The organism is Bacillus sp. FSL K6-2971 (assembly GCF_038006405.1).
Lineage (GTDB): Bacteria > Bacillota > Bacilli > Bacillales > Bacillaceae > Bacillus > Bacillus pumilus.
On sequence record NZ_JBBOVD010000001.1, the window covers coordinates 1,293,691 to 1,319,947 of the forward strand.

Annotated in this window: 29 protein-coding genes, 1 pseudogene and 1 riboswitch; of the genes and pseudogenes, 21 read left to right on the top strand and 9 right to left on the bottom strand. The window is 40.9% G+C overall.

The features are described 5' to 3' along the window. Positions 1-65: 65 nt before the first annotated feature. Both MHI33_RS06535 and MHI33_RS06540 read left to right on the top strand, forming a co-directional pair. Positions 66-1,199, top strand: a complete 1,134-nt coding sequence (locus MHI33_RS06535; RefSeq protein ID WP_340910053.1) for a response regulator aspartate phosphatase — start codon at positions 66-68, stop codon at positions 1,197-1,199. Next, positions 1,189-1,326, top strand: coding sequence for a hypothetical protein (locus MHI33_RS06540; protein WP_340910056.1), 138 nt, complete (start codon positions 1,189-1,191; stop codon positions 1,324-1,326). Before MHI33_RS06535 ends, MHI33_RS06540 begins: the two co-directional genes overlap by 11 nt. A 27-nt stretch (positions 1,327-1,353) precedes the next feature. Here the strand turns inward: MHI33_RS06540 and MHI33_RS06545 are convergent, their stop codons facing one another. Continuing rightward, positions 1,354-1,545, bottom strand: a complete 192-nt coding sequence (locus tag MHI33_RS06545; protein ID WP_340910059.1) for a hypothetical protein — start codon at positions 1,543-1,545, stop codon at positions 1,354-1,356. A gap of 391 nt (positions 1,546-1,936) precedes the next feature. Between MHI33_RS06545 and MHI33_RS22015 the strand changes: the two are divergent. The 5 genes and pseudogenes from MHI33_RS22015 to pepF form a co-directional block, all read left to right on the top strand. Then, a pseudogene (locus tag MHI33_RS22015) lies at positions 1,937-2,057 on the top strand (hypothetical protein); the annotation flags it as partial. Next, positions 2,024-2,689 carry an adaptor protein MecA gene (gene mecA / locus MHI33_RS06550; RefSeq protein ID WP_265208983.1) on the top strand — a complete coding sequence of 222 codons (666 nt, stop codon included), beginning with the start codon at positions 2,024-2,026 and terminating at the stop codon, positions 2,687-2,689. The pseudogene MHI33_RS22015 and the gene mecA, both read left to right, overlap by 34 nt. A gap of 85 nt (positions 2,690-2,774) precedes the next feature. Further along, positions 2,775-4,295 (top strand): cardiolipin synthase, encoded by a 1,521-nt coding sequence (gene cls, locus MHI33_RS06555; protein ID WP_003212118.1) that lies wholly within the window; start codon positions 2,775-2,777, stop codon positions 4,293-4,295. A gap of 162 nt (positions 4,296-4,457) precedes the next feature. Further along, positions 4,458-5,618, top strand: a complete 1,161-nt coding sequence (locus tag MHI33_RS06560) for a competence protein CoiA (protein ID WP_340910064.1) — start codon at positions 4,458-4,460, stop codon at positions 5,616-5,618. Positions 5,619-5,832: 214 nt separating this feature from the next. Further along, entirely contained in the window at positions 5,833-7,659 is a 1,827-nt protein-coding gene (gene pepF, locus MHI33_RS06565) for an oligoendopeptidase F (protein WP_282959899.1), read from the top strand. A 100-nt stretch (positions 7,660-7,759) separates the two neighbouring features. On the opposite strand, the gene MHI33_RS06570 is transcribed toward pepF, so the two are convergent. The 5 genes from MHI33_RS06570 to MHI33_RS06590 all read right to left on the bottom strand — a co-directional run bounded on the left by MHI33_RS06570 (position 7,760) and on the right by MHI33_RS06590 (position 11,179). Next, positions 7,760-7,933 carry a hypothetical protein gene (locus MHI33_RS06570; RefSeq protein WP_044139629.1) on the bottom strand — a complete coding sequence of 58 codons (174 nt, stop codon included), beginning with the start codon at positions 7,931-7,933 and terminating at the stop codon, positions 7,760-7,762. A 296-nt stretch (positions 7,934-8,229) separates the two neighbouring features. Then, on the bottom strand, positions 8,230-9,141 hold the full coding sequence (locus tag MHI33_RS06575) for a ClpXP adapter SpxH family protein (RefSeq protein ID WP_278178635.1): 912 nt from the start codon (positions 9,139-9,141) through the stop codon (positions 8,230-8,232). Then, positions 9,138-9,536 carry a globin domain-containing protein gene (locus MHI33_RS06580; RefSeq protein ID WP_008355333.1) on the bottom strand — a complete coding sequence of 133 codons (399 nt, stop codon included), beginning with the start codon at positions 9,534-9,536 and terminating at the stop codon, positions 9,138-9,140. The genes MHI33_RS06575 and MHI33_RS06580 overlap by 4 nt, the downstream gene beginning before the upstream one ends. Positions 9,537-9,810: 274 nt before the next feature. Further along, the gene (locus MHI33_RS06585) at positions 9,811-10,578 is read right to left on the bottom strand and encodes a lytic transglycosylase domain-containing protein (RefSeq protein WP_003212377.1); all 768 of its coding nucleotides are present in this window, start codon (positions 10,576-10,578) and stop codon (positions 9,811-9,813) included. 25 nt (positions 10,579-10,603) lie between these two features. Then, entirely contained in the window at positions 10,604-11,179 is a 576-nt protein-coding gene (locus MHI33_RS06590; RefSeq protein ID WP_044139624.1) for a CYTH domain-containing protein, read from the bottom strand. A gap of 236 nt (positions 11,180-11,415) precedes the next feature. Between MHI33_RS06590 and MHI33_RS06595 the strand changes: the two genes are divergently transcribed. The 4 genes from MHI33_RS06595 to MHI33_RS06610 all read left to right on the top strand — a co-directional run bounded on the left by MHI33_RS06595 (position 11,416) and on the right by MHI33_RS06610 (position 14,221). Next, positions 11,416-11,781: a UPF0738 family protein gene (locus MHI33_RS06595; RefSeq protein ID WP_044139623.1), complete on the top strand. Its 366-nt coding sequence runs from the start codon at positions 11,416-11,418 to the stop codon at positions 11,779-11,781. 33 nt (positions 11,782-11,814) lie between these two features. Continuing rightward, complete coding sequence (locus tag MHI33_RS06600) at positions 11,815-12,444, top strand: GTP pyrophosphokinase (RefSeq protein WP_044139621.1); 630 nt, start codon at positions 11,815-11,817, stop codon at positions 12,442-12,444. Positions 12,445-12,509: 65 nt separating this feature from the next. Beyond that, complete coding sequence (locus MHI33_RS06605; protein ID WP_003211364.1) at positions 12,510-13,310, top strand: NAD kinase; 801 nt, start codon at positions 12,510-12,512, stop codon at positions 13,308-13,310. A 44-nt stretch (positions 13,311-13,354) separates the two neighbouring features. Beyond that, positions 13,355-14,221 (top strand): RluA family pseudouridine synthase, encoded by an 867-nt coding sequence (locus MHI33_RS06610; RefSeq protein ID WP_340910078.1) that lies wholly within the window; start codon positions 13,355-13,357, stop codon positions 14,219-14,221. Between the two features lie 42 nt (positions 14,222-14,263). Here the strand turns inward: MHI33_RS06610 and prpE are convergent, their stop codons facing one another. Continuing rightward, positions 14,264-15,007 (bottom strand): bis(5'-nucleosyl)-tetraphosphatase PrpE, encoded by a 744-nt coding sequence (gene prpE, locus MHI33_RS06615; protein WP_113768423.1) that lies wholly within the window; start codon positions 15,005-15,007, stop codon positions 14,264-14,266. A gap of 162 nt (positions 15,008-15,169) precedes the next feature. Here prpE and MHI33_RS06620 point away from each other — a divergent pair, with 162 nt between their 5' ends. The 10 genes from MHI33_RS06620 to MHI33_RS06665 all read left to right on the top strand — a co-directional run bounded on the left by MHI33_RS06620 (position 15,170) and on the right by MHI33_RS06665 (position 24,117). Beyond that, positions 15,170-17,011, top strand: coding sequence for a monovalent cation:proton antiporter family protein (locus tag MHI33_RS06620; RefSeq protein WP_340910080.1), 1,842 nt, complete (start codon positions 15,170-15,172; stop codon positions 17,009-17,011). Between the two features lie 59 nt (positions 17,012-17,070). Continuing rightward, positions 17,071-17,180: riboswitch (TPP riboswitch) on the top strand. Positions 17,181-17,258: 78 nt separating this feature from the next. Beyond that, entirely contained in the window at positions 17,259-17,969 is a 711-nt protein-coding gene (tenA, locus tag MHI33_RS06625) for a thiaminase II (RefSeq protein WP_106065000.1), read from the top strand. Continuing rightward, positions 17,944-18,561 carry a thiazole tautomerase TenI gene (tenI, locus tag MHI33_RS06630; RefSeq protein WP_044139616.1) on the top strand — a complete coding sequence of 206 codons (618 nt, stop codon included), beginning with the start codon at positions 17,944-17,946 and terminating at the stop codon, positions 18,559-18,561. Before tenA ends, tenI begins: the two co-directional genes overlap by 26 nt. Further along, the gene (gene thiO / locus MHI33_RS06635) at positions 18,545-19,657 is read left to right on the top strand and encodes a glycine oxidase ThiO (RefSeq protein ID WP_044139615.1); all 1,113 of its coding nucleotides are present in this window, start codon (positions 18,545-18,547) and stop codon (positions 19,655-19,657) included. Before tenI ends, thiO begins: the two co-directional genes overlap by 17 nt. After that, positions 19,654-19,857 (top strand): sulfur carrier protein ThiS, encoded by a 204-nt coding sequence (thiS, locus tag MHI33_RS06640; RefSeq protein WP_044139614.1) that lies wholly within the window; start codon positions 19,654-19,656, stop codon positions 19,855-19,857. The genes thiO and thiS overlap by 4 nt, the downstream gene beginning before the upstream one ends. Positions 19,858-19,861: 4 nt before the next feature. Beyond that, positions 19,862-20,629, top strand: coding sequence for a thiazole synthase (locus tag MHI33_RS06645; protein WP_034322849.1), 768 nt, complete (start codon positions 19,862-19,864; stop codon positions 20,627-20,629). Then, positions 20,626-21,639 carry a thiazole biosynthesis adenylyltransferase ThiF gene (locus tag MHI33_RS06650; protein ID WP_113768428.1) on the top strand — a complete coding sequence of 338 codons (1,014 nt, stop codon included), beginning with the start codon at positions 20,626-20,628 and terminating at the stop codon, positions 21,637-21,639. The genes MHI33_RS06645 and MHI33_RS06650 overlap by 4 nt, the downstream gene beginning before the upstream one ends. Before the next feature lie 16 nt (positions 21,640-21,655). Next, positions 21,656-22,462 carry a bifunctional hydroxymethylpyrimidine kinase/phosphomethylpyrimidine kinase gene (gene thiD / locus MHI33_RS06655; protein ID WP_340910092.1) on the top strand — a complete coding sequence of 269 codons (807 nt, stop codon included), beginning with the start codon at positions 21,656-21,658 and terminating at the stop codon, positions 22,460-22,462. A 150-nt stretch (positions 22,463-22,612) separates the two neighbouring features. Beyond that, positions 22,613-23,389 (top strand): enoyl-ACP reductase FabI, encoded by a 777-nt coding sequence (gene fabI, locus MHI33_RS06660; protein ID WP_003211867.1) that lies wholly within the window; start codon positions 22,613-22,615, stop codon positions 23,387-23,389. A 113-nt stretch (positions 23,390-23,502) separates the two neighbouring features. Beyond that, on the top strand, positions 23,503-24,117 hold the full coding sequence (locus MHI33_RS06665; protein ID WP_113768430.1) for a CotO family spore coat protein: 615 nt from the start codon (positions 23,503-23,505) through the stop codon (positions 24,115-24,117). Positions 24,118-24,242: 125 nt separating this feature from the next. On the opposite strand, the gene MHI33_RS06670 is transcribed toward MHI33_RS06665, so the two are convergent. Together MHI33_RS06670 and MHI33_RS06675 are read right to left on the bottom strand one after the other, a co-directional pair. After that, the gene (locus MHI33_RS06670) at positions 24,243-25,595 is read right to left on the bottom strand and encodes an IS1182 family transposase (protein ID WP_265209170.1); all 1,353 of its coding nucleotides are present in this window, start codon (positions 25,593-25,595) and stop codon (positions 24,243-24,245) included. Between the two features lie 128 nt (positions 25,596-25,723). Further along, positions 25,724-26,167 (bottom strand): CotY/CotZ family spore coat protein, encoded by a 444-nt coding sequence (locus MHI33_RS06675; protein WP_044140422.1) that lies wholly within the window; start codon positions 26,165-26,167, stop codon positions 25,724-25,726. Positions 26,168-26,257: the final 90 nt, after the last annotated feature.

Genomic DNA, 26,257 nt, shown 5'->3' on the forward strand with positions numbered 1-26,257 from the left:
GATAGTAATAAATGGGTATGTTATTATATGTAAATGTAGGGATGATATAGGGAGGTTAGATGGGAATGGAGAAAGTTCTATCGTCGCACGTAGGAGTTAAAATCAACGAATGGTATTATCATATTCAAAGGTTTAACGTAGCGGATGCAGAGGCTTATAAAGAGGAAATAAAGGCATCGTTAGACCGCATGGAAGAAAACCAAGATTTACTTTTATATTTCTCTTTAATGGAGTTTAGACACAAACTCATGCTTGATTATCTTGATCCGTTGAAAGATGGTCATGAGCGTGCTGATTTCAAGAAACTAACTTTGGAAATAAAAAGGGAACAAGAGAAGCTAACGGGATTACTTGAATACTATTTTAACTTCTTCCACGGTATGTATGAATTTGAGAAGTATAACTATTTGAACGCTATTACATTTTATAAACGTGCTGAAAAAAAACTTTCTCTAGTTAGTGACGATATTGAGCGTGCTGAGTTCAATTACAAAATGGCTGAAATCTATTACCACATGAAACAAACCCACATGTCTATGCACCACATAGCGAAAGCCATAGAATGCTATAGAGAAAAAGACACCTATACAATTAGAGAAATTCAATGCTCCTTCATCATCGGACTGAATTATATTGATATGGGATGCCCCGAAAAAGCAATGCCTCATTTCGAAAAAGCCTTAGAAAAATCAGTAGATAGTACGACTAAAAGATTAAGGGGATCGGCTCTATATAATTTAGGATTAAGCCATTTCCATTCCGAAGATTTAGATAATGCAATAAAATACTTTAAAGAATCGGTGACAAGTTTTAAGGAACAAGGATATGAACACTTGAACAGAATTCTCGATCCGTTGATTATGCTAGCAAGATCGTATTTTCACAATAATGACAGTGATCTCGGCTTATACGCCCTCTACCAGGGAATAGAGTTGGCTGAAAAATTAAATGATGATGTAATGCTTAAAGTGTTCACATTCTATAAGGCGCTTTATGTAAAGGAAGATTATGATAAAGTTCATAGTGACATTGATTATTTGAGCAAAAAAGGCATGTACGCAATTCTTGAAGAATTATCGAAAGATGCAGCAAGAAAGTACAATTCAGTAGGAGATAAGGATCGGGCGTCGAACTTTTATGAGAAGGTTCTTTTCTTCCAAAAATTAATTAAAAGGAGCGATTGCCTTTATGAAATTTAAGTCAGTAATAGCAACCCTTATTATTGTGGGGACATTAAGTACAATCGGTTATTTTGCACTATCACAGAATCATGATGAGGCGATAAGAGGTCATACATCAAGTGTCGGCTTTAATAAATTCAATTAGAAAAAGCCCTTTACAGGGGCTTCTTTTTTATTTGAACCGCCATTCCTTTTTCTCTTTATCCCATGTCAGATCATTTCTTGACATAAGATTTTTAACGGCTTTTCTTATAGATTGTTCGTCTTTACCTGTTTTTATTTTTAAGTCGTCCATTGTGGGGTTCTTGCGGAATCTGCTCATATTGTAAATGATTCGATAAATTTTTCTTTCGAGATCAGTCATACTCTCGCCTCGAAAACATTTTAACAGAATGTTTTCGAGGTGTCTAAATGTGGTGTATAATTAGAATATACGGTTTACCCACGGAAACGGGTTTATAAAAATTTGTATATTTCAATGGTTAACTTCTTCTTATATTACTCACAATTTCGACTGTCTTTCACAGGACAGTTATTTTTTTGTTATTTTGTTATCTTTGCAGAAAAGATAACACGAAGATAACAAAAGTTGCATTCAAATGCGAAAATGTATGATCTCCTTTGGTTTGAAAAGATGATTTAATTTGTTGTGTTCTTATGGAAAAGAAAGGTCTTAAAATTGCACGAAAACAATATATATCATAAAATAGACAGTACAAAGCAATACCTCAATTCTTTAAAAGGTTAACATGTAGACGGAACGGGTAAAGTGTAGTAAAGTACTATTAATTGGGAGCTTGTATGTCCCTTCAACATCTTATATAGAAGGGAAGGTTGGCAAAATGGAAATTGAAAGAATTAATGAACATACAGTGAAATTTTATATTTCCTACGGTGATATTGAAGACCGCGGATTTGACCGTGAAGAGATTTGGTATAATCGTGAACGCAGTGAAGAGCTGTTTTGGGAAGTAATGGACGAAGTGCACGAAGAAGAAGAATTTGCAGTTGAGGGACCGCTTTGGATTCAAGTGCAGGCACTTGACAAAGGTCTTGAAATTGTCGTGACGAAAGCCCAACTTTCTAAAGATGGACAAAAGCTCGAATTGCCGATTCCAGAAGATAAAAAAGATCAAACAGATGAAGAAAGTCTAGACGCACTGCTTGATGATTTTCAAAAAGAAGAGCAGGATCAAGAAGACGATAATGAGAAGGACAAAAAACTTCAACTTCAATTTGTGTTGAAAATGGATGACTTTGAAGATTTGATTGCACTTTCTCAATTAAATATGCAGGATTTTACCACAAGTTTATATTCGTTTGAAAACCGTTATTATCTATATGTTGACTTCCGCGAGGATTTGTCAGATGAGCAAGTGGAGAATAAGCTCAGCATTTTGCTTGAATATGCTCATGAATCAGTGGTCAGCATTTACAGACTGAAAGAATATGGTCAGCTGATTATCGAAGGTAATGCCCTTGAAACGATTCAACAGCACTTCTCGTAACCAACAAAAGTCGATTTCTATAGAGGAATCGGCTTTTTTATCTGAATGAATAGGTAAATAAAGAGATCGGCAAGGAGAAAATGAAATGAGAAATTTAGTCAAAGTTCTATTTTTTCTTATCATTACGATAGGTGCTTATTTAGTCATTCAATTAATTGCCGGTGATTTAGCGGTAAGTGTATTAAGTTCTGTCAGTGTTCTATTCACTTTATCGATTATCTTCATCGGGTTTGTCATATTCTTGGAGAACCGGAATCCATCTCAAACGATAACGTGGCTTGTCCTGCTTGGCAGCTTTCCGTTATTCGGCTTTTTGTTCTATATTTTCTTTGGACGCAATATCAAAAAGCGCCGGTTGTTTGAAAAGAAAGCCATCCTGGACGAACAGTTAATCCAGGAAGATGAACATATTCATAGAGAAGCGATTGAGAAAATGACGCATATGGGTGATCATCAGCAGCTCTTATTTAAGCTGGCCCACAGACTTGGACATACCCCTATTACGTATCGCACGTCCTCTAAAGTCCTGACGAATGGAGAAGAAACATTCTCTCATATTTTTGAAGAAATCAAAAAGGCGACACATCACATTCATTTAGAATATTATATTCTCCGCCACGATGACCTTGGACAAGAATTAAAAGATATTCTCATTGATAAAGCGAAAAATGGCGTGATTGTCCGCTTTTTATATGACGATGTAGGGAGTTTAAAGCTCTCTCGTCAATATATTGCTGACCTCGAAAAGGCTGGCGTTCAGATCGTTCCATTTTTACCCGTGAGGCTGCCTCTGTTAAATAATAAAATCAATTTCCGAAATCACCGAAAAATTGTCGTGATTGATGGAGAAGTTGGATTTGTTGGCGGGCTGAACATTGGAGACGAATATATGGGTAGAAGTAGACAATATGGATTTTGGCGTGACACCCATTTGATGATTAAGGGTGAAGCTGTTCGTGACCTGCAGCAGATTTTCATGCAGGATTGGTACTATATGACGAATGAAAGATGCGCAGGTGTGGACTACTTTAAAGATTTCAGCCACCTTGAAAGCACAACACAAGGCGTACAAATGATCGCTGGCGGACCTGATAAACAGTGGGAGGTCATTAAAAATCTCTTTTTCTCCATGATTATCTCTGCCAAAAAGTCTATTTGGATCGCTTCACCATATTTTGTGCCAGATGATGATATTTTGTCTGCACTGAAAATTGCTGCATTAAGCGGAGTAGACGTACGGATTATTGCACCGAAGAATCCAGATAAACGGATCGTCTTCCATGCGTCCCGTTCATACTTCCCGGAGCTTTTAGAAGCAGGGGCAAAGGTGTATGAATATGATCAAGGCTTTATGCATAGTAAATTTATCATTGTGGATAGTGAGCTGGCTTCGATAGGAACGGCCAACATGGATATGAGAAGCTTTCATTTGAATTTTGAAGTGAATGCCTTCCTCTATAAAACGAAAAGCACTGAGAAGCTCGTGAACGACTTCTTAGGTGATTTAGAGCAGTCGCACGAGATTGTCCCAGAAGAATTTGCAAAGAGACCGTTAAGGGTAAGACTCTTTGAATCAACAGCAAGATTATTATCGCCATTACTATAAAGATTGTATTTCCCCCCTTTTTTATGAGGGGGTTTTTTCATTTTCCTCAGGAAAACAACAGTAAAATCATGTTTTCACACAATAAAAGTTCATTTTACCTAGTCGCTCTCTTATAGATGAAAAAGCTATAATACGGTCAACAAAGACTAAGGGGCGAACTGAATGAATACAGCGATCATGGATAATGGAAAACTTATTCGAATTACACATCACTTATCTAAAAACAGGTTGGAACATGTCAGGACGACGTGCAAATTTTACTGCCCTGAATGCAGGGAAGAAGTGCAATTAAGGCTTGGTGAACAACGTGTTTATCATTTTGCACATAAACAGCTGACAACATGTCCACTAGCCTCAGGCGAAACGGCATATCATCAGGCGGGGAAAGAAGCCATTATGAATTGGCTTCAGAGGCTTGGACATAAACCGGTGCTTGAAAAGTATGTGTCAAAGATTCATCAGCGTCCTGACGTGGCTGTCTCTATTGGAGGAACAAGCTATGCAATCGAATATCAATGCTCAAATATTTCACGGCAAGAGCTCCGTAAAAGGACAGCAGGAATCCGCGAAGCAGGGCTCTTCCCTATATGGGTTATAGGAGCAAATCGTTTAAAGCGAAAATCTGCCCAGCTCTTTTCCTTCTCCTCCATTCATTGGGGAATGTTAAGGGAATCACAGAAAGGAAGTCTGATTTTTTATTGTCCGCTCCAGAACCGATTCATCCATCTTGCTCAACTCCTTGTATTTCAACCAACGAAAATATGTGCTGCCATGACTGTCAGACCGCCAACAGCATACCGCAAACTTTCGGATATTCTATCGCCGCCCTCAAGCAAGCGTCAAGTCTACAAACAATGGCTAAAATGTATACAGCAATTTAGGCAGCGGCCTCCTCGCATTTTATCAAATGAAAGCAAACAGTTGAGAAACGTTTTTTATGAGCATCATCAAACAGCTTTTCCTTTTCTGCCAACTGAATTATTTATCCCGCTGAAAGAAGCGTATATCTTCACAAGTCCCGTTTACGTCTGGCAGGGGTGTCTGTATGATTGGATAATGAGGAAAAAAGGAAACAGGCCAGTAACGATTCAACTGCTGATGAAAGAAATCAAGCGGTGTGTCCAGATGAAAGAAGTAAAGCTCCGATATGGCGATATTTCAATAGAAGAAATAAAAGAGGTCATCACTGCATATGTTCATGCGCTTGTTAGACAAGGGTTTTTACACATGACAAAAGAGGGTAATTATGAAGTAGCGTCAAATCAAATGCCAATACAAACAGTAGATGAAGCGTTCAAACGAGATACTTTCTTATTTCATTAGCATGTTTCATGCCCACTTTGATCATGATAAGAAAAAGGTGGTGTTGCGATTGAATAGAAAGAAACGCTTTTTTCTCATTTTTTTAGTCTGTTTGGTATTTATTTCTGCATATGATTTGACAAATATAGTTCAAAACAAAGAAGATAAATACAACACCAATTTCTTTCACTTTCCGAAAGGTTGGTTCAACACAACTTATGCAAGGGGGATTCATATGACTTCACAAAGCAAAAACAACCATTTACCAGACAGAAGCGAAGTAAAAGAAGAAAACAAATGGCGACTTGAAGATATTTTTGAAAGCGTCGATGCATGGAACAAGGAATTCGAAGCGGTCAAAAAAGAAATTCCTAAGCTCGCTCAATTTAAAGGCAAGCTCGCCCATTCTGCTGATGTACTGTATGAAGCCCTAACCTTTCAGGATCAGCTTTCTGAAAAGCTTGGCAAGCTTTATACATATGCGCACATGAAATACGATGAGGATACAACTAACTCATCATTTCAAGCGCTGAATGATAAAGCATCGAATTTATTTACACAACTCTCTAGTACTTCTGCTTATATTGTTCCAGAGATTTTATCGATTCAAGAAGATAAATTGCAGCAGTTTATTCTGGAAAAAGAAGAATTAAAACTGTATTCCCATGCTCTTGAAGAAATTAATAAAGAACGTCCACATATTTTAAGTGAAGAGCAAGAGGCCTTATTAGCTGAGGCATCTGAACCTCTCTCAACTTCATCTACTACTTTTAGTATGTTTAACAATGCTGATATTTCGTTCCCTTCTGTAAAGGATGAAAATGGGGAAGAAAAGAAAATTACCCACGGCAACTTTATCACATTTTTAAACAGTGATGACCGTGAAGTGAGAAAGAATGCCTTTAAAGCTGTGTATAAAACGTATGATCAGTATAAAAACACGCTTGCTTCGACACTGAGCGGTTCGATTAAAAAGGATAATTTTTATGCAAAAGTACGAAATTATAAATCGGCAAGAGAATCAGCACTATCTCGAAACAGTATTCCAGAAGAAGTATATGACAATCTAATTGATACAGTTCATCAATATTTACCGTTATTACACCGTTATATTGAATTGCGTAAAAAGGTGTTAAAGCTTGATGAAGTGCACAATTATGACTTGTATACACCACTTGTAAAAGATGCTGGCATGAAGCTAACCTACGATGAAGCAAAGGATTATATGCTAAAAGGGTTAGCGCCATTAGGAGAAGAATATGTGTCCGTGTTAAAAGAGGGACTCAATAATCGCTGGGTAGACGTTTATGAGAATAAAGGGAAACGTAGCGGTGCGTATTCATCTGGAAGCTATGGCACAAATCCTTATATCCTCATGAACTGGCAAAATAATATTGATAATTTATTTACACTGGCTCATGAATTTGGGCACTCTGTTCATAGCTACTATACAAGAAAGCACCAGCCATATCCGTATGGAAACTATAGCATCTTTGTAGCTGAAGTAGCTTCCACGACAAATGAAGCGTTACTAGGAGAATACCTGCTGAATCATCTAGATGATAAAAAACAGCGTTTGTATGTGTTAAATCACTTGCTAGAAGGATTTAGAGGAACGGTATTCAGACAGACGATGTTTGCTGAGTTTGAGCATCTGATTCATGTGAAAGCACAAGAAGGAGAGGCTTTAACGCCAGAATTCATGACGAACCTTTATTACGACCTGAACAAGAAGTATTTTGGAGACGGCATGGTTGTGGATAAAGAAATCGGATTAGAATGGACGAGAATCCCTCACTTCTATTACAACTATTATGTCTATCAATATGCAACAGGCTATAGTGCTGCACAGGCATTAAGCAAGCAAATCTTAGAAGAAGGAAAACCTGCGGTGGAGCGCTACACAGACTTCCTTAAAGCAGGCAGCTCTGATTATCCAATCAATGTGCTGAAAAAAGCGGGTGTTGATATGGCTTCCAAAGAACCAATCGAAGCAGCATGTCAATTGTTCGAAGAAAAATTAAAAGAAATGGAAGAACTCATCTCCACAACGGGTGAGTAATGAAAAGACTTCTGTCAGACGTGTGAGTGCATACTCATCTTTTGACAGGAGTTTTTTTCACAAAAAAGACCTCTTCGCATGAAGAGGCCGATCCTTAACATCAACCTTTAAATCCCTTAAAGGTCTTCCGGTGGTTCATTCGATAAAGTGTAAAAAGTATTGCAGCAAATAAGAGTGGCGATGTGAGATAAAGAGGAAGCATTTTCATTAAGCCTAATATGTTTAAAAAGAAACATAAGCCAATGGAAACAAGTCCAATGGTTGTGCTGCGCATGCAGATCCCTCCATTTTTTCGTTACTTTCACTATATGAAAGTGACAACCCTCTTATGTTTTGTGACAAAAATATGAACATATAGTATATCTGTTGTCATAAGTCGACAAAATTTGATATACTACAGATGTGAAATTAATCACATACAAACATTACCCCTTTGTTTGACCGTGAAAAATTTCTCCCATCCCCTTTGTTGTCGTTAAGACATAGTGAAACCGCGCTTATCCCGGCGCGGTTTCTTCGTGGTTTAAAAAAGAACAAATGTTCCCTTTTGAGGTAAAGAAAAAACATGGGTCAGCACCCATGTTCATTCTCACAGCGATAGACATCAAGATCTGAATGATGATCATCTTCTTTATAGCGCCAAAACATTTCTTGATGCACTTGTACACGTTCGACTTTTTTAGCGAAAGCTAGCTTTTTCATTTCTCGTTCAACTTCTTCAAGTGTCAGGTCATAAACAACCGCAATCTCTTTGGCAGATGCAAATTGAAAGTAAGCAATAAACCATTCAATTGGAGGCCGTTCTGAAGGTGTTGGTTTTTCACCAATCATTTCAAAAAGGATTTCCTCGTATATATCATAAGAGTACGCACCTGAAATTTTTAATCCTTCATCTCCGTTTACTGTATTAAAAAAGGCAAAGGTCGGAAGCTCAGACACGTCCATTTCAGCGGCAATTTTCATATCACATTTTAGTGCTTTGACAGCACTTTGAGAATGAATATCGCGCTGGAATTCCTCGATGTCTAGTCCAGCGCTTTTTGCATTTTCTAGCAGTACATGTTCACTTGTAACATCTTGCTGATGGCAAAAAAGTGATTCTTGAATGAGACGTAGAAATTTCATTCCGCATTTTCTGCCTTGAAGTTCAGCCGCTTTTAATGCAAGCGAGGCGAGATAAGGTGAAGTCACAATTTGTTCAGACAGCATTTGATCTTTTTTTGTCTGAGTTTTGGTCGCAAATTTCCCCCACGCTTCGGTCAGTAAATGCTTTTTTCGTTTTCGATTCAATGCATTAATACTAGAGCTTGTCACCGTTCGCAAAGTGAAAAAACGGCCGTACTTCATTTTCAATTTTTTAATGGATGGCTCTAATAACCAGCAGTCTGGACTTAGAGGGTCAATGAATACATAAATTTCAATCGGCTTTTGAGGATGTCCGTGACAGTGTGAGAAATATTGATCGTGCGTATTGCAGCTCAAGATCGTCCATCCTTTTCAGGTGTTTGGTTGACCATATGACGAGCCGTTAAAGAAAGCCGCTCAAATAAAAAGTCACGAATATCGCCGGTTAATCCTACTTGATCCATTGCATCCTCCATGCATTCAAGCCATGCGTCAGCCCGCTCCTCAGTAATCGGAAAAGGGAGATGTCTCGCCCGTAGCATGGGGTGGCCATGCTCCTCTGTATAAAGCGGAGGTCCGCCTAAATATTGCGTTAAAAACTGTTTTTGTTTTCTTGCTGTTTCTTTTAAGTCATCCGGGAAAATAGGATGAAGCAAAGGATGACACTTTACATTTTCATAAAAAGTATCAACAAGTTGCGATAGAAGTTCCTCTCCAACCGCTTCGTAAGGTGCGTTAAACGATTGTACCATGTTGACTACTCCTTTTACTCGTAGTTAATAGGATGAAGCGCCCTATTGTGAATTCATTTATTTCAAAAGTGATTTTCAGTTTGTTCTATTTTAATGTTTCTATTCTTGTACTTATTTTAACAACCTCATCTCAATTCCACAAACAAACCGCTTTGGTCTATTGGAAATAAGGGGAGAGGCGGGTTCCGTGATCAATTGACCATATCATAACACATTCAGTCAAAAAAGGGTGAAAAGCGACATACAAAAAACCGAAGAGGTTATTCTCTTCGGTTTAAGCGAAATATTGTGCTGTAATTTTCTTTACATAATTTTGTGTTTCTTTAAATGGTGGAATGCCGCCGTATTTATCAACATTTCCTGAGCCTGCATTATAAGCAGCTAAGGCGAGTGAGACATTTCCATTATATTTCTGAAGCATTTGTTTGATATACTTCGTGCCGCCTTCGATGTTCTGGGCCGCATCAAAGGCATTATTCACGCCAAGTGATTTAGCTGTAGATGGCATAAGCTGCATAAGGCCAAGCGCGCCTGCATGGCTGACCGCATTCGTACGATAGCCGGATTCTTGCTTGATGACCGCATGAATCAGCTTTTCTGGAACACCATGTTTTTGAGCCATTTGTGACACAATTTGATTAATTTCTTTTGATGATGAGCCGCTTGAAACAGCCTTTTGAAGCGGCGGCGTGTAGCTGTTGTTTAAGACATTTCCAATACCATTCGCTGTATTCAATTGAGCGTCATTCGCATATGAAGGTTGAGCTTGAAGCTGCTCACCGCCAGCGATAGCAGATAAGTATGGGTTTGTACGCGCGTATTGCGTGTTCGGAGCCGTTGATGGGTCCGTTCCCATAAATGCAGAAATTGAAAGCGGCAGACGTGATAATTCTGATCCGCCTAAAAAATCTTGCAGCAGCGACTGAAAGGAAGCTTGAGCATTCGATTCTTGGCCGCCCGGCATTTGCGTTTGTCCAGGGTCTGATTGTAATGTTTTAAGCGCTTGGAGCTGCATAAAGGATTGAAGTTGATTGACGTTCATCATGTTCCTCCTTCAAGGAATTCATCTATTTCTGTGTTTTCATTTTCTCTTCATAAAAACGTACGACTTTGTTTTTCGTGTTTCGTACAGGGATTTGGAATTTTTGGAGCAATGCGGAGAATGCGGCTTGTCCGATTTCCAGGTCGCTCACTTCAAATTCAAGTTCATAGTCCTCTACTGTTAAATATCGGCTGTGATCCAAAACAATTAAGCCTTCTTTGATCATTTTTTCAGCTCTTGACGTTTCAAGTGAACCAAAATACACAATTTGATCCTTTTGAATGTTCAGATGGTCTAGCCTATCAGCCACTTCACCTTTTGGTAGCTGAAAATCGTCAAGGCTTGAAGGAGGAGCGATTGTTTGGTGGGTTTCGAGCAAGCCTATTTCGTGTGGTTCCTTTAACGTGAGAACCCACTGGCCGTTTTTTTCTCTCATTCTTAATGCAGCGAATTGAGATTTTATATCAAATTGAGGTGTATCAAAGTAATGGTTGGTTTGCGTGTGAAAATCCGAATCCTTCAATTGAAAATGTTGTTTCAACTGTTCAAATTCTTCTTTCATTAACAATTGCTTTAGTTCTATTTCAATTTCCTGTGCCATTTTGACATCAACCTTTCATTTAGAGGAAATATGATTATTGTACATGAAGTATGTTCATCATGTAAAAGACTGTTTTTATCTATTATTTCTCTTTCCACATGTGCCAAAATCAATGGATAATTACGTGAAAGGATCATTTATAAGAAGAAAATAGGATTTTCTCAATAAGTTCGGTTTATCAATATTGAACTTGATATGATAAAATAAAGCTGTACTTTGTTGTAAAGGAGATCATGATGCAAAACCGAATTGAAATCGCAGAAGCAACTTTAAAAGAAGACAGGCTGATTTTGACGACCAAGTCAGAAGAGCAAATCCAAAAAGCAAAAGCATCAGGACAAATGCTTGTTGATTCTGATCACTTTGCGTTCGTTTACATACTTGAAAACGAGCAGTCCTTTTCATATCTTATCTTAGGGGAACATACATGGGCTCCATTAAAAGAAGCAATGAATCTTGACATCCCTGTCTATTTGACAGCGGGAGGACATTCGTTAGAACTCATTCAGCTTCATCAAGAATTACATTATTTAATCGACAATATTAAAGACAATGCCAATTACGGAGATATGGAAGAGAAAGTGAAGAGCACATTCCTCTGAAATAATTAGGTATATGGAATTGGGGGAAGTTTCATGGACAAAAAACAATGGGATCAATTCCTCGCACCGTATAAACAAGCAGTCGAAGAATTAAAAGTGAAACTAAAAGGCATTCGAAAGCTATATGAATTCGAGGATGACCATTCACCAGTAGAATTTGTTACAGGCCGAGTGAAACCTGTTGCCAGCATATTAGAAAAGGCAAAGCGTAAAAACATCCCAATGCATGAAATCGAAACGATGCAGGATATTGCTGGGCTTCGCATTATGTGCCAGTTTGTAGAAGACATACAAGTCGTGAAAAAAATGCTCCAGTCACGAAAAGACTTTGTGGTTGTTGATAAACGCGACTATATTGCAGAGCATAAAGAAAGCGGATACCGTTCGTACCACCTTGTTGTGTTATATCCGATGCAAACGATCAACGGAGAGAAGCAGCTCCTCGTCGAAATCCAAATTCGTACACTTGCGATGAACTTTTGGGCGACCATTGAGCATTCTCTGAATTATAAATATAGCGGGAATATCCCGGAAAAAGTCAAGCTGCGCCTTCAAAGAGCTTCTGAGGCAGCATCTCTTCTTGATGATGAGATGTCTGAAATTAGAGGGGAAATTCAAGAAGCACAAGTGGCATTTTCCCGGAAAAAGAAAAACGATAGCTGAGCCTGTGCTTGATCAAATATGATGCTGCCCTCTCATAGCAGCAAGGTAGAAAAGGAGAAGAATTCATGAAATTTGCAGTTTCTTCGAAAGGGAATTCTGTATCTGACACACTCAAAAGTAAAATTCAGACCTATTTATTGGATTTCGGGATGGAACTCAATGAAGAGGAACCAGATCTTGTCATTACGGTTGGTGGAGACGGCACCCTTCTTTATGCGTTTCACCGTTATAGCGACCGTCTGAATGAAACAGCTTTTGTCGGTGTTCATACAGGTCATCTTGGTTTTTATGCTGACTGGGTGCCAAGTGAAATTGAAAAACTCGTCTTAGCTATTGCGAAAACCCCTTATCACATTGTGGAATATCCGATCTTAGAAGTCATTGTCAGATACAACGACGGTGGCAGAGAAGAGAAATATTTAGCCATGAATGAATGTACGATTAAAAGTATGGAAGGGACACTTGTGGCAGATGTTGAAATTAGGGGTCAGCTGTTTGAAACATTCAGAGGTGACGGTCTTTGTCTGTCTACACCATCTGGCAGTACAGCCTATAATAAAGCACTTGGGGGCGCCATTATTCATCCTTCCATTAGAGCCATTCAGCTGGCAGAAATGGCTTCAATCAATAACAGAGTGTTTCGAACGGTCGGTTCGCCGCTTATTTTACCAGACCACCATACTTGTGTCATAAAGCCGAGGAATGATGTCGATTTTCAGGTAACCATTGATCATTTGACGCTGCTTCATAAGGATGTCAAATCCATTCAATGCCGGGTAGCAGACGAGAATGTCCGCTTTGCCCGATTTAGACCATTTCCGTTTTGGAAAAGGGTGCAAGATTCCTTTATCGGAAAAGGAGAATAAGAAAGAGGTCGTTCTCGCTGGAATACTTTACACTAAACAAAACCATGACAGCCAAAGAAGAAGGGCTGCTTTTAAAGGATTATTTAATAGATATTGGCATTTCGAAAAGAATGCTGACGGATATTAAATTTGATGGCGGTGATCTTCTCATTAATGGAGAGCATGTGACTGTGAGATACAAGCTGCATAACGGAGACAGGCTCACCATTTTATTCCCACAGGAAAAAGTGAGTGAAGGGCTAAAGCCTGCTCCGATTCCGCTTGATATTTTATTTGAGGACGAGCATGTCCTTGTGCTAAATAAAAAGCCATATATCCCGTCCATTCCTTCTAGGGAGCACCCAGAGCACAGTATTGCAAATGGGTTGCTGCACCATTATGCAGAGCAGTCTGTTCGGCTGACAGTTCATTTAGTGAATCGTCTGGATCGTGATACATCTGGCGTCATGCTTGTGGCCAAGCATCGTTTTGCCCACAGCCTTTTATCAAAAGCGCAGAAAAGTGGAGCGGTCAAACGAACATACAGAGCGTTTACACATGGCATGATCAAAGAAAAGCATGGAACCATTCGTGCAAAAATTGCCCGAAAAGGAGATAGTATCATTGAGCGAATGGTCGATGATACTGGACAGGAAGCTGTGACGCATTTTACAGTGCGAGCGGTGGACGCTGAGTTGAACATGTCAGATGTGACGCTAGCACTTGAAACGGGGAGAACCCATCAAATTCGTGTTCATATGCAGTATCTTGGTTACCCACTCATCGGAGATACGTTATATGGCGGAACGAGTGAGCGGATGAACCGGCAGGCACTGCATAGTGAGACTCTTGTCTTTCCTCATCCGATGACTGGAGAGGTAATGACATTTTCGGCTCCGCTTCCAGAAGACATGAAATCATTGCTGCTTTAAATAGAGAAACCCGGCTACCTGCAAGCGCAGGGCCGGGTTTTTTTATGATGTGAAATGCTGAAACCTTGAATCGTCATAAGGCATAGAGGAAGGAACAGAAACCGTTTCAAGCTCAGGATATTTGAGGGCAGACAGCCGGTGGCCAAATACGCAGCCTGTATCAATGTTGACAGTTCTGCCAACAAATCGTGGTTCTTTCACTGGTGTATGTCCGTAGACAATCCATGGTTTTCCGCGATATTCTTTTGCCCAATCCTTCCGCACAGGTCGTCCATCCGGCCACGTCTCTCCTGTGACTGCGCCAAATAATAGATAGGATCGCATCTGTTTGTTCGGCTTTCTACCAATGTCCTTTTCCTTCATCGCTGCGTGAGCAATCATCAGTTCATCAGGAATAAGTACATCGTAAAGCGGAGCCTTCTCAAATAGCTGCTTAAATTCATGTGACAATTTGGTTTGTTCATGAAGGGGCAGCTTTTTTATTTCGTTCACTGTGGTTTCGATGCCATGAAGTAATTTCACCGGATTTCCTTTTAAATAACGATAAAGCTTAAAGCAATGGTTGCCAGGTACGTAGCGGATCGCGCCGTGTGAGTAGGCATGAATGACAAATCGCATCACATCTACTGACTGAGGTCCTCGATCTGTTAAATCACCGACAAGGGCTAGCGTTCTCTTATCAGGATGGACGGGTAATCCATGTTTGAGTTCGTATCCTAGTTTGTGTATGAGGGTAAGCAGCTCTTCGTAGCAGCCGTGGATATCACCAATGATATCAAATTCCATAAGATTTCCTCCTGATTTTTCTCATCCATTCATCGGGGCTAAAGAAGTTTGAATTTTAGAACATATAACGAATGGCTTTCTTTTCGTTTAGGCAATTGTTAGAATCAATGCTTTAACGTAAACCTTAGAAGATTAAACATCAATGTTAGGAGGCTTTAGCCAATGGAGCATACATCTGTTTCATCACTCGTTGTCGTTATTATTGTCGCCTTTTTCACCCCACTTTTATTGCACCGATTTAAGCTGACCATTCCGGTCGTTGTTGCTGAAATCATCATGGGGCTCATCATTGGAAAAAGCGGTCTTCAGCTGGTTGTTGAACATGATGCATGGTTAGATACGTTATCCATGCTCGGTTTTATTTTTCTGATGTTTTTAAGTGGACTTGAAATAGATTTTTCTTCTTTCGAGTCAAAGAAGAAAGCACGAGAACTACCAAATGGTCTAAAAGAACCGAATACGTTTAAAGCAGCCACTATTGTTTTTCTTGGCGTATTTAGTATTTCTTTTATTCTGTCCTATGCGTTTGTCCTTGCAGGGTTTATCCAAAATGCCTTTTTAATGACGCTTATTATATCGACGATCTCATTAGGGGTAGTGGTTCCCACCTTAAAAGAGGAAAAGTTGATGCAGACGAATATCGGTCAAATCATCTTGCTTGTCGCTGTCATTGCTGATTTGGTGACGATGATTTTACTTGCTGTATTTTCCTCCATTTATGGCGATGGTACAGGGAATATGTGGCTTCTGCTCTTATTATTTGCTGCGGGCATCCTTCTTTATTTATTTGGCCGCGTATTTAAGACAAAGTCAATTTTTCAGTCCATGTCAAAAGGGACCGTGCAAATTGGGACAAGGGCGATCTTTACTCTCATTATAGTCTTAGTTGCCTTATCTGAATCACTCGGTGCTGAAAATATTCTTGGAGCGTTTTTAGCGGGCGTACTTGTGTCCCTTCTTTCGCCGAATAAAGAGCTTGTCCAGCAACTGGATTCATTTGGCTACGGGTTTTTGATCCCCATCTTCTTTGTGATGGTCGGCGTGGATTTGAATATATGGGCACTGTTCAAGGACCCAACCATTATGATCATGATCCCGCTGCTATTTATTGCATTACTGATTAGTAAGCTCATCCCGATTCTTTATTTGAAAAAATGGTATGACATGAAAAAAGTGATCGGTTCTGGCTTTTTATTAACATCGACATTATCACTCGTCATTGCAGCTGCGACGATCGGGGAGCGGCTCGGAGTCATTGATCATAAAATGTCCGGCGCGCTGATTTTAGTTGCGATACTCACGAGTATTTTAACGCCAGTTTGGTTTAAAGCGCTGTTTAAAAAAGAACAAGCTGCGAGCCATAAAAAACGTGTGACCTTTATTGGTGCAAATCAGCTGACCTTACCTGTCACACTCGATTTACATCAGGATGAATATGATATTCGAATTTTGCATGTCTTTCAAGAAAATAAAGAAGCGATGCTTGCCGACTCCACCTTTGAAGTCGAATCGATTGAAGAGTACGATGATGAGACGCTGCGAAAGGCAGGCGTCGGCCAGGAGGATGTCCTCGTCGTCGCAACAGGCAGTGAGACGAAAAATAAGAAAATTGCTTTATTTGCAAAGGAAGAAGGAGCGAAACAAGTCATTGCGAGTGTGAGCAAAGCTGAGGCAGAGCTGACATTGAAGGAAGCGGGCATTGATACGTTTTCTAATTTCCTATCATCTAAAACGGTGCTAAGAGCCTTGATTGAAGCACCGGATGCGATTCGATTATTAACAAATGAGGATACTTCCTTGTATCAAATTCAAATGAATAATCATCGCTATCACAATGTCATGTTGAGGGAATTTCCGTTTACCGGCGATTTGGTCTTTGTCCGTATTTTCAGAGGGGTAGACAGTTTAGTCCCACATGGAGATACGACGCTTAGAAGCGGTGACCGTGTGCTTGTGTCGGGCTCTCGTGAGTATGTAGCAGGACTTAGAGCCCAATTAGAGTGAGAATGAACCCTTGACCAATGAACAATTCCTGATTAAGATAGAAGTACAACATCATATATTTGATCCACTAGGGGAGTCCTTTAAAAGGGCTGAGATAAAAGTATCGACTTTTAGACCCTCATTACCTGAACAGGTTCATACCTGCGTAGGGAAGTGGTGCGGTTTTTGACTATGTTTTTGACAAATTCCAAGCCACTTTCCACGCGGAAAGTGGCTTTTTTATATGGAAAAACAGGAGGAGAGGAACATGACGTTTTCAATTGAATGTAAAGAAGCAGCAGCAACATGGTGGAATGGAAGCTTTACACACCCCTTTGTGAAAGGGATTGGAGATGGCACACTGTCACTCGATCGTTTCACGTATTATGTGATGCAGGATTCATATTATTTAACTCATTTTGCAAAGGTGCAAGCATATGGAGCGGCGATTAGTGAGGACTTACATACGACGGGCAGAATGGCGTATCATGCGCAGGGAACGTATGAAGCGGAGCTGTCGCTGCATAGAAAGTTTACAGAGCTTTTAGAGATTTCAGATGAAGCCATCGAAAACTTTAAGCCTTCTCCCACTGCTTACGCGTATACCTCACATATGTACCGGTCTGTGAAAAGTGGACGATTCGAAGAGATTTTAGCTGCGTTATTGCCGTGCTACTGGCTTTATTATGAGGTGGGTGAAAAGCTGAAACAAACCACACCTGACCATCCGATTTATCAAGAATGGATTTTGACATATGGAGGGGATTGGTTTAAGGAACTCGTCTTTGAACAGGTCAACCGCTTTGATGAACTAGCCGAAAAAGCACCAGAACATGTACGGGCCAATATGAAAGAAAATTTTGTGATTTCTAGCTATTACGAATACCATTTCTGGGAGATGGCGTATCAAAAAGAATTGTGGCAAACAGCATGTTTAGATGGGGTTGGTGCAAATGGAACTCCACGCAGTGACAAATGATTCGCTTCCTGCGGGTGAGCTGATCAAACAAATAAAAAACATTGCACCTGAAGTGGATTTTATTCATATCCGGGAACGGTCTAAAACAGCAAGTGAGCTTGTTGATCTCGTGAAAGGTCTCCTTTTAGAAGGTGTACCGAAAGAGAAGCTCATCATCAACGACAGAGTAGACGTTGCGCTGCTCACCAATATTCACCGGGTACATCTTCCGGGCCATAGCTTTTCGCCAAAAGAGCTGCGGAAAAAATTCCCTCATCTTCATGCGGGCGTCTCTGTTCATTCGATAGAAGAAGGGAAAGCAGCTGAGAAAAATGGAGCAGAGTATGTCATATTTGGGCACGTATATGACACCACTTGTAAACCAGGACTTCAGGCAAGAGGCGTACAGCTTGTGAAAGAACTGACATCTCTACTATCTATTCCAGTCGTGGCGATCGGTGGTGTGACACCTGACCGCATTCCAGAATTGAGACATGCGAATGTGAAAGGGATTGCTGTCATGTCTGGAATTTTTACTCATCATCAGCCGCGCAAGATGGCACAAGCATTTTCTAAACAAGTAAAGGAGCATCCTTATGAAGAAGCATTATGATGTTGCAATCATTGGTGGTGGAATCATAGGGATGTCCATTGCCTATCACCTTGCAAAAGCAGGAAAGCAGGTCGTTTTACTTGAGGCGAATGAGGTAGGGAAGCAAACAACAAGTGCGGCTGCTGGGATGCTCGGTGCACATGCTGAAGGAGAGGGTCATGAGGATATTTTTTTTCAAGTAGGCAGAGCAAGCCAGGCATTGTACGAAAAGTTAAAAGTCGATCTACAGCATGAATCTGGCATTGATATTCGAACATCAGCGGGCGGTATCATGAAGGTAGCCTTTTCAGAAGAGGAGAAACAAGCACTTTGCCGGATGCAGCATTTGTCTACATTTGAGTGGCTTGACGCAAGCAGCGTAAAAAAATGCATGCCTCAAATAGCAGAGAACATTTTAGGAGCAGGTTTGATTAAAGAGGATGTTCATGTCGAACCTTATGCGGTATGCCGGGCATTTTGGCAGGCGGCGGTCAGGTACGGGGCAGAAGTGAAAGAGTGTACACCCGTGATCGAAGTGAAGCGGGAGAAAGAAGAGTTAGCGATTAGAACAACGAAGGGAACATTCACATGTGATGATCTCACTGTAGCAAGTGGTGTATGGTCTGGCCGTTTTTTTGAAGAGCTTGGATTATCTCATTCTCTTTATCCAGTAAAAGGGGAATGTGTGTCTGTATGGAATCATGGTCCAGCACTCCAACACACCATTTATCATGATCATTGTTACATCGTTCAACGAGATAGCGGCAAACTGGTCGTTGGCGCAACGATGAAGCCAAACGAGTGGCAAACTGTTCCGACGCTGGGCGGCATCGAAGCTGTCATTCAAAAGGCGTCACAGCTGATGCCTTCGATCAAGGAGATGCCGATTGATCAGTGCTGGGCTGGCCTTCGTCCGGCGACAAGCGACCGGCATCCCTACATTGGTAGACATCCAGAAGATCAGCGTATTCTTTTTGCTGCAGGGCATTACAGAAATGGCATTTTACTTGCCCCGATTACTGGAGAAATCATTCGCGACCTGATATTAGGTGAGCCGGTCAAAACGGAATGGCTTCACGCATTTCGTATTGGCCGAAAGGAGGCACTGTTTGTATGAAAATTCAATTGAATGGCAGAATCGTTGATTTCGAACAAGAGAATGGAACGATCTATGACCTGCTATCAGACTATCAGCTTGAAAATCGAGTAGTGATTGTGGAAAAGAACCAAGAAATTATTGATAAAGAAGCGTTTCAACAAGTGAAAATTGAACCTAATGACACGATCGAAATCGTTCACTTTGTAGGAGGAGGATGACAACATGCTGCACATTGGCGGGAAAACATTCACATCTAGATTATTACTTGGTACAGGGAAGTACCCATCATTTGAAGTTCAAAAAGAAGCCGTGAACGTATCAGAAGCAGAAATATTAACCTTTGCTGTGAGAAGAATGAACATTTTCGAAGCATCTCAGCCAAACTTTTTGGAGCAGCTTGATTTATCAAAATATACGCTGCTTCCGAATACAGCTGGTGCTAGTACAGCGGAAGAGGCAGTTCGAATTGCTCGTTTAGCGAAGGCTTCTGGACTGTGTGACATGATCAAGGTAGAAGTCATTGGCTGCTCAAGGTCTCTTCTGCCAGATCCAGTCGAAACGTTAAAAGCATCCGAAATGCTACTCGAAGAAGGATTTATCGTGCTTCCATATACATCTGATGATGTGGTACTGGCAAGAAAATTAGAAGAGCTTGGTGTCCATGCCATCATGCCAGGTGCTTCGCCGATTGGTTCAGGGCAAGGCTTACTAAACCCTCTGAATCTCTCATTTATTATCGAGCAGGCAAAGGTACCGGTGATTATTGATGCTGGTGTAGGCTCTCCAAAGGATGCGGCTTATGCGATGGAGCTAGGGGCTGACGCTGTATTACTGAACACCGCTGTGTCAGGTGCAAAGGACCCTGTGAAAATGGCAAAAGCCATGAAGCTGGCGATTGAATCAGGAAGGCTAGGCTTCGAGGCGGGACGTATTCCTTTGAAAAACTATGGGACAGCAAGCAGTCCGCAGGAAGGAATGCCGGCATTTTGAGCACACGCTATTCACGACAAGAGCTCTTTCAGCCAATTGGCATAGAGGGGCAAAAGCGGTTAAATGACTCAAAGGCTGTCATTATTGGTGCGGGAGCGCTTGGAACAGCTAGTGCGGAAATGCTCGTTCGTGCTGGCGTTGGGTCTGTCACCATTTTAGATCGAGATTATATTGAATGGAGCAACCTTCAGCGTCAGCAGCTTTACACAGAGCAAGATGTGCAGGATCGGCTGCCAAAGGCCGTGGCGGCTGAAAATAGACTCAAACAGATAAATAGTGACGTGCAGGTCAAAGGAATCGTCGTCGATGTGACCGCTGAACATATTGATGAACTAGTCAGCGGCGCTTCAATTATTGTCGATGCAGCGGATAATTTCGAGGTGAGAATGATCGCTAATGATGCTGCTGTGAAACATCAAATTCCATTCCTTTATGGAGCTTGTGTCGCCAGCTATGGTATTCAATTTACTGTCATTCCTGGTGAAACGCCGTGTTTACACTGTCTGCTTGAACATTTACCTGCACAGGGCATGACATGTGATACAGCCGGTATCATTAGTCCAGTTGTGCAGCAGGTGGCAGCATATCAAGTGGCAGATGCCCTGAAGTATTTAACAGGTCATCAAGTGACGCCAATTTTAAGATCGTTTGATTTATGGACCAATGAGCGGTCTGACATCCGATCAACCAGCTCCTTAAAGAAGAAACAATGTCCAAGCTGCGGACTGAAGACATATCCTTTTCTCTCCTATGACAAGAGAGCGAAAGCAGATGTACTATGCGGCCGCAATACGGTCCAAATCCGCAGTGCAGCCGAAACCCCGCCGTCGTTACACGAAGTGGCTCTTCGGTTAAAGAAAGCAGGGATGGATGTTCTTGAAAATCCGTATTTGCTTTCCTGTCAAAAGAATGAATATAAGCTTGTCTTATTTAAAGACGGCAGAGCCCTTGTCCATGGCACAAATGATGTGGCAAAAGCAAGAACCATTTATCATCAATGGATTGGCTAATGAGAGGTGTGATGAAATGACGATCAAAAAAGCATTCACAATTGCAGGTTCTGATTCTGGCGGCGGAGCAGGCATTCAAGCTGATTTAAAAACCTTTCAGGAGCTCGGTGTGTTCGGAATGTCTGCGATCACAGCGATTACAGCACAAAACACACTAGGTGTTCACGGAGTATATCCGCTTTCAAACGAGGCGTTAGAAAGTCAAATTGATGCAGTGGCAGAGGATTTACTGCCAGATGCCGTCAAAACAGGAATGCTGTGGAGCGCAGACATGATCAAGATAGTTGCTGAAAAAACGGTTCAATATGACATGAAGCTCATTGTCGATCCAGTGATGATCGCAAAAGGAGGCGCTTCTTTATTAAATGAAGATGCGGTCTCAGCGTTGAAAACACACTTGCTGCCTATCAGCTATGCCGTAACGCCGAATCTTCCTGAGGCAGAAGTGCTGACAGGCATGCGCATTCAGACAAAAGAGGATCGCTATCTAGCAGCGGAGCGTTTATATGAGCTTGGTACGAAGCATGTCGTGATCAAAGGCGGTCACGGTCCATCTGGCGGGTTGATTACAGACCTATTGTATGATGGAAAAGGCTTTATAGAAGTCACAAATGAACATATTGATACACCGCATACACATGGCACAGGCTGCACGTTTGCAGCGGCGTTAACAGCTGAAATAGCGAAAGGATCCTCCATGAGGGAGGCTTTTGACACAGCAGAAACCTTTGTCCATGAAGCCATCAAGTTCCCTTTAAATATTGGGGCTGGACACGGACCTACCAACCATTTTGCTTATCAGCAAAACCGGCTCAAACGATAAGAGAATCGAACCGTCTTCATTTGCGAGGACGGTTTTTTGATGAAAAAGAAACTTTCTTTCAGCGGAAATTGTCATTCTCTCGTGATCTGTGATAATATTATGATCAGGTACTAATACTATGTCTTGAAAAAATAGGAGGCTTTATTACATATGAACTTTTCTTTAGAAGGCCGTAATATCGTGGTAATGGGTGTTGCCAATAAACGAAGCATCGCTTGGGGAATTGCCCGCTCACTTCACGAAGCTGGAGCTCGTTTGATTTTTACTTATGTTGGAGATCGTCTTGCTGAATCTGTAAAAGAACTTGCAAGCACACTTGAGCGTGATGATTCAATCATTCTTCCATGTGACGTGACAAGTGACGAAGAAATCGAAAAATGTTTCGCTACAATTAAAGAAAAAGTACAAGTCATTCATGGCGTTGCGCATGCGATTGCATTTGCAAACAAAGAAGAGCTTGTCGGTGAATACTTAAACACGAACCGTGAAGGTTTCCTTTTGGCGCACAACATTAGTGCATACTCTTTAACAGCTGTAGCAAAAGCAGCACGTCCATTGATGACAGAAGGTGGAAGCATTGTCACGCTTACATACCTAGGCGGAGAGCGTGTGGTATCTAACTACAACGTAATGGGTGTAGCGAAAGCAGCACTTGAAGCAAGTGTGAAATACTTAGCAGCTGATTTAGGCGCAGAAGGTATTCGTGTGAATAGTATTTCTGCTGGTCCAATCCGTACGCTGTCTGCAAAAGGCATCAGCGGCTTTAATACCATTCTGAAGGATATTGAAGAGCGTGCACCGCTTCGTCGTACAACGACTCCTGAAGAAGTTGGCGATACAGCTCTATTCTTATTCAGTGATCTATCACGCGGCATGACAGGTGAGAATCTGCATGTTGATTCTGGCTTCCATATCATTGCTCGCTAAACAACTAAATGATTTGCAGCATACCGAATAAGGGTATGCTGTTTTTTATTTTTCTTCTGATTTGAGTCGTCCGCTCATATATATAAGGAATGAATCAATCGGGAGGGATTAGTATGTCAAATAAAGGTGATGAGAACCAGAAGCCGCTTATGTATATTGTTCAGCCGAGCTATGATGAATCAATGCCGGCCATGCAAAATATTGTGAGAAAGCGAAAGAAATCAGAAAAACCACAAGAAATTTCTAAGAGTAAAAAAGACAAGGTCGAAGAAAGTACACACGAGGAACCCGTGGCTCAAGAAATCGAGAAGAAAAAAGAAGCAAAGCCGCCTGAGCGTCAGCAAGAGCAAGACATGATGCAAGAAGCAGAGCTTACCCAAGAACAAGACATCATAAAAGAACCAGAGCTTATACAAGAACAAAAACCTCAGCGAGAAGAGGAGAAGCCGCCAGAAGGTGTATTTCATGAAACAAAAGAAGAACCTAGAAGAAAACGAGTGAAAAAGCCTTTAAGTCAGATGAGCATTGACGAAAAAGTCGATTTTCTCACAAGCCTGCCTCATAATATGCCAAGAGCCCTTTGCCTGATTGAAGCTGCTGGTAAAACATATAGAGGGATTATCATGGATCGAAAAGAAGATACAGTGGTCATTCGAACAGCAGGCGGGGGAAATCCAGTTGAATTAGCAATAGATGAAATTTCCTCAATTCATCCGCTTGGCTTTTAACAAATAAAAAAAAGTCCCATAGAGGGACTTTCAGATTGTAGAGAAACTCATGTTTTTCTACAATCTTTTTTATTTTCATCGTAATGATGATGGATGAGATTTAATGAAAAAGGCCTCCCACACACCTAGCCTAGCTTCGCTAGGTGTATGGCAATCTTCTTCATGTTCTGACAGGCAGCTGTGAGAAGCACTTGCTCACTCACATTTTGTTTTCCCCTCAACCGGCAGTAGCGAAGCCCATGCAGTTGTTTTGAATCTGCAAAGCTTCGCTCTATTTTTTCTTTTCTTTTTTGATATAGCTCTTTTCCAGAGGCAGACAGACGATTTTGTCTGATCTTTTCTTTGTGTTCCTCCCATACATGTCTTGAGATCACTTTTTGATGATTTTTCGATCTTGTACAGCGCTCAAGGAAAGGACACGATACGCATTTTTTAGGATCTGACTTGTAGAACCTATAACCTTTTCGATCAGTTGTTGTATATAATAGCTTCTCACCATTTGGGCATATGTAGTGATCATGTTCAGAGTCATACTGAAATTTCCACTTCTCAAATAATCCTCTTGTTGGATGAAAGCGTCTATGTGCGATGACACCAAAAATACGGCGATCGGATAAACCTTTACAGATTGGGGTTGTCAAATAACCAGAATCAAGGGCAACAGCTTCTACTTGAAAACCAAATCGGGCGATTTGGTGATCCAATCGATCAAGATACGGAACAGAGTCATGGATATTGCCGGGCGTGACATGGGCATCCGTGATGATATTGTACTTCATATCCGTTGTACGGTGGTCTAGGTAGAAAAAGCCTTCTGGTTTATTTTCACGATAAAGATAGCCACTTTCAGGGTCAGTCGTACTTTGACGAATGTCTTTTTTCGTTTTCACCTCCTCTTTTACCTTTAAGGGCTTTTTTCCGTGTGCCACTCGATCTTCTTGGATCGCTTCTTCTAAATCATTTATATAGTTCTGAGTATCTTGTTCAATCGTTTTTCTCGTATATTTATGTTTATTGGCATTGGCTTTAAGATGAGTCGAATCAGTAAAAAGAACGCGGCCTCCTACCATATCATGATTAATGGCTTGAAGCACAATTTCATCAAAAATGTCTTGAAAAATCGTTGTATCTTTGAATCGAGTACGACGATTCCAGCTAATGGTCGAGTGGTGGGGAACGGGGTCATTGATGTTCAAACCTAAAAACCATCTATACGCCATGTTATAGTAAATTTCTTTTTCAAGTTGTCTTTCAGAACGGATACCGTACAGGTATCCGATAAACATCATTTTGAATAAAATAAGTGGATCAAGAGAAGGACGACCTTTATTCTCGCTATAATACGGTTTTACTTTATCTACGATAAATGAAAAGTCAATGTACTGATCAATTTTACGAAGCAGGTGATCCTCTTCGACCAGTTGATCTAGCAATACAAATTCGGCTTCGTGCTGAGAAGAATTTCTAGTGTGGAACATGAGAAAAACACCTTCCTTTAGTATGCTTTTCTCTATTATAAAACGGGGGAATGGAAACTTTAAGGAAAAAAATAAAGCTGTCGAGATTTTCTCGACAGCCTGAAAGTCCCATAGAGGGACTTTTTTTGTTAGCAGTTACGGTTGATGAGTCGTGGATTTAAGCACTCGATTGCACAGAAGCAGTCAAGATCTACTTCAATGCAATACTTCGATTTTTCTAATCGGAACACATCACATACGGAGTCTTTATCTGTAAAATCTAAAATATGACGGTCTTTGTCAAATGCGATAAGCAAGCTGAGTGTTGCGCAGTGGTCAGAGATGTGTTCGACTCTGAAAAATGTAGTGCTGAAACAAGGACCTGCATCTACTTCTCCAACGTTTCCGAATGCGACGAATGGTTTTGATTTGGATGTAAAGAGAACAAACGGGACAGTGTCACCTAATGAATGGGATGAAGAAAGGAGATTGCTGTAACAGCTGGTCGGGCATTCTTCTTCGACGGCATTTTGTAAGTCGTTAATATTTTCAACAGCCTCTGCTACACAATTCCATGAATGTTTGCGGCTCATAATCAACCCTCCTATACTAGGAAATTTGTTTGAGTGTTTGAGCACTGTCATCATCTACAAGCTTTTTGTTTTGCCGGTTGATACTTCTAC

Bases quoted from the DNA above. Each gene is read 5' to 3' on its own strand.
- pepF (WP_282959899.1), top strand. From the start codon at position 5,833: ATGACTTCACAAAGCAAAAACAACCATTTACCAGACAGAAGCGAAGTA.
- MHI33_RS06580 (WP_008355333.1), bottom strand. From the start codon at position 9,536: ATGGTACAATCGTTTAACGCACCTTACGAAGCGGTTGGAGAGGAACTT.
- thiO (WP_044139615.1), top strand. From the start codon at position 18,545: ATGAAGAAGCATTATGATGTTGCAATCATTGGTGGTGGAATCATAGGG.
- MHI33_RS06545 (WP_340910059.1), bottom strand. From the start codon at position 1,545: ATGACTGATCTCGAAAGAAAAATTTATCGAATCATTTACAATATGAGC.
- MHI33_RS06665 (WP_113768430.1), top strand. From the start codon at position 23,503: ATGTCAAATAAAGGTGATGAGAACCAGAAGCCGCTTATGTATATTGTT.
- MHI33_RS06570 (WP_044139629.1), bottom strand. From the start codon at position 7,933: ATGCGCAGCACAACCATTGGACTTGTTTCCATTGGCTTATGTTTCTTT.
- cls (WP_003212118.1), top strand. From the start codon at position 2,775: ATGAGAAATTTAGTCAAAGTTCTATTTTTTCTTATCATTACGATAGGT.
- tenA (WP_106065000.1), top strand. From the start codon at position 17,259: ATGACGTTTTCAATTGAATGTAAAGAAGCAGCAGCAACATGGTGGAAT.
- fabI (WP_003211867.1), top strand. From the start codon at position 22,613: ATGAACTTTTCTTTAGAAGGCCGTAATATCGTGGTAATGGGTGTTGCC.
- MHI33_RS06590 (WP_044139624.1), bottom strand. From the start codon at position 11,179: ATGGCACAGGAAATTGAAATAGAACTAAAGCAATTGTTAATGAAAGAA.
- prpE (WP_113768423.1), bottom strand. From the start codon at position 15,007: ATGGAATTTGATATCATTGGTGATATCCACGGCTGCTACGAAGAGCTG.
- MHI33_RS06600 (WP_044139621.1), top strand. From the start codon at position 11,815: ATGGACAAAAAACAATGGGATCAATTCCTCGCACCGTATAAACAAGCA.
- MHI33_RS06535 (WP_340910053.1), top strand. From the start codon at position 66: ATGGAGAAAGTTCTATCGTCGCACGTAGGAGTTAAAATCAACGAATGG.
- MHI33_RS06560 (WP_340910064.1), top strand. From the start codon at position 4,458: ATGAATACAGCGATCATGGATAATGGAAAACTTATTCGAATTACACAT.
- MHI33_RS06675 (WP_044140422.1), bottom strand. From the start codon at position 26,167: ATGAGCCGCAAACATTCATGGAATTGTGTAGCAGAGGCTGTTGAAAAT.
- MHI33_RS06620 (WP_340910080.1), top strand. From the start codon at position 15,170: ATGGAGCATACATCTGTTTCATCACTCGTTGTCGTTATTATTGTCGCC.
- thiS (WP_044139614.1), top strand. From the start codon at position 19,654: ATGAAAATTCAATTGAATGGCAGAATCGTTGATTTCGAACAAGAGAAT.
- thiD (WP_340910092.1), top strand. From the start codon at position 21,656: ATGACGATCAAAAAAGCATTCACAATTGCAGGTTCTGATTCTGGCGGC.
- mecA (WP_265208983.1), top strand. From the start codon at position 2,024: ATGGAAATTGAAAGAATTAATGAACATACAGTGAAATTTTATATTTCC.
- MHI33_RS06610 (WP_340910078.1), top strand. From the start codon at position 13,355: ATGACAGCCAAAGAAGAAGGGCTGCTTTTAAAGGATTATTTAATAGAT.
- MHI33_RS06605 (WP_003211364.1), top strand. From the start codon at position 12,510: ATGAAATTTGCAGTTTCTTCGAAAGGGAATTCTGTATCTGACACACTC.
- MHI33_RS06540 (WP_340910056.1), top strand. From the start codon at position 1,189: ATGAAATTTAAGTCAGTAATAGCAACCCTTATTATTGTGGGGACATTA.
- MHI33_RS06585 (WP_003212377.1), bottom strand. From the start codon at position 10,578: ATGAACGTCAATCAACTTCAATCCTTTATGCAGCTCCAAGCGCTTAAA.
- MHI33_RS06645 (WP_034322849.1), top strand. From the start codon at position 19,862: ATGCTGCACATTGGCGGGAAAACATTCACATCTAGATTATTACTTGGT.
- tenI (WP_044139616.1), top strand. From the start codon at position 17,944: ATGGAACTCCACGCAGTGACAAATGATTCGCTTCCTGCGGGTGAGCTG.
- MHI33_RS06595 (WP_044139623.1), top strand. From the start codon at position 11,416: ATGCAAAACCGAATTGAAATCGCAGAAGCAACTTTAAAAGAAGACAGG.
- MHI33_RS06670 (WP_265209170.1), bottom strand. From the start codon at position 25,595: ATGTTCCACACTAGAAATTCTTCTCAGCACGAAGCCGAATTTGTATTG.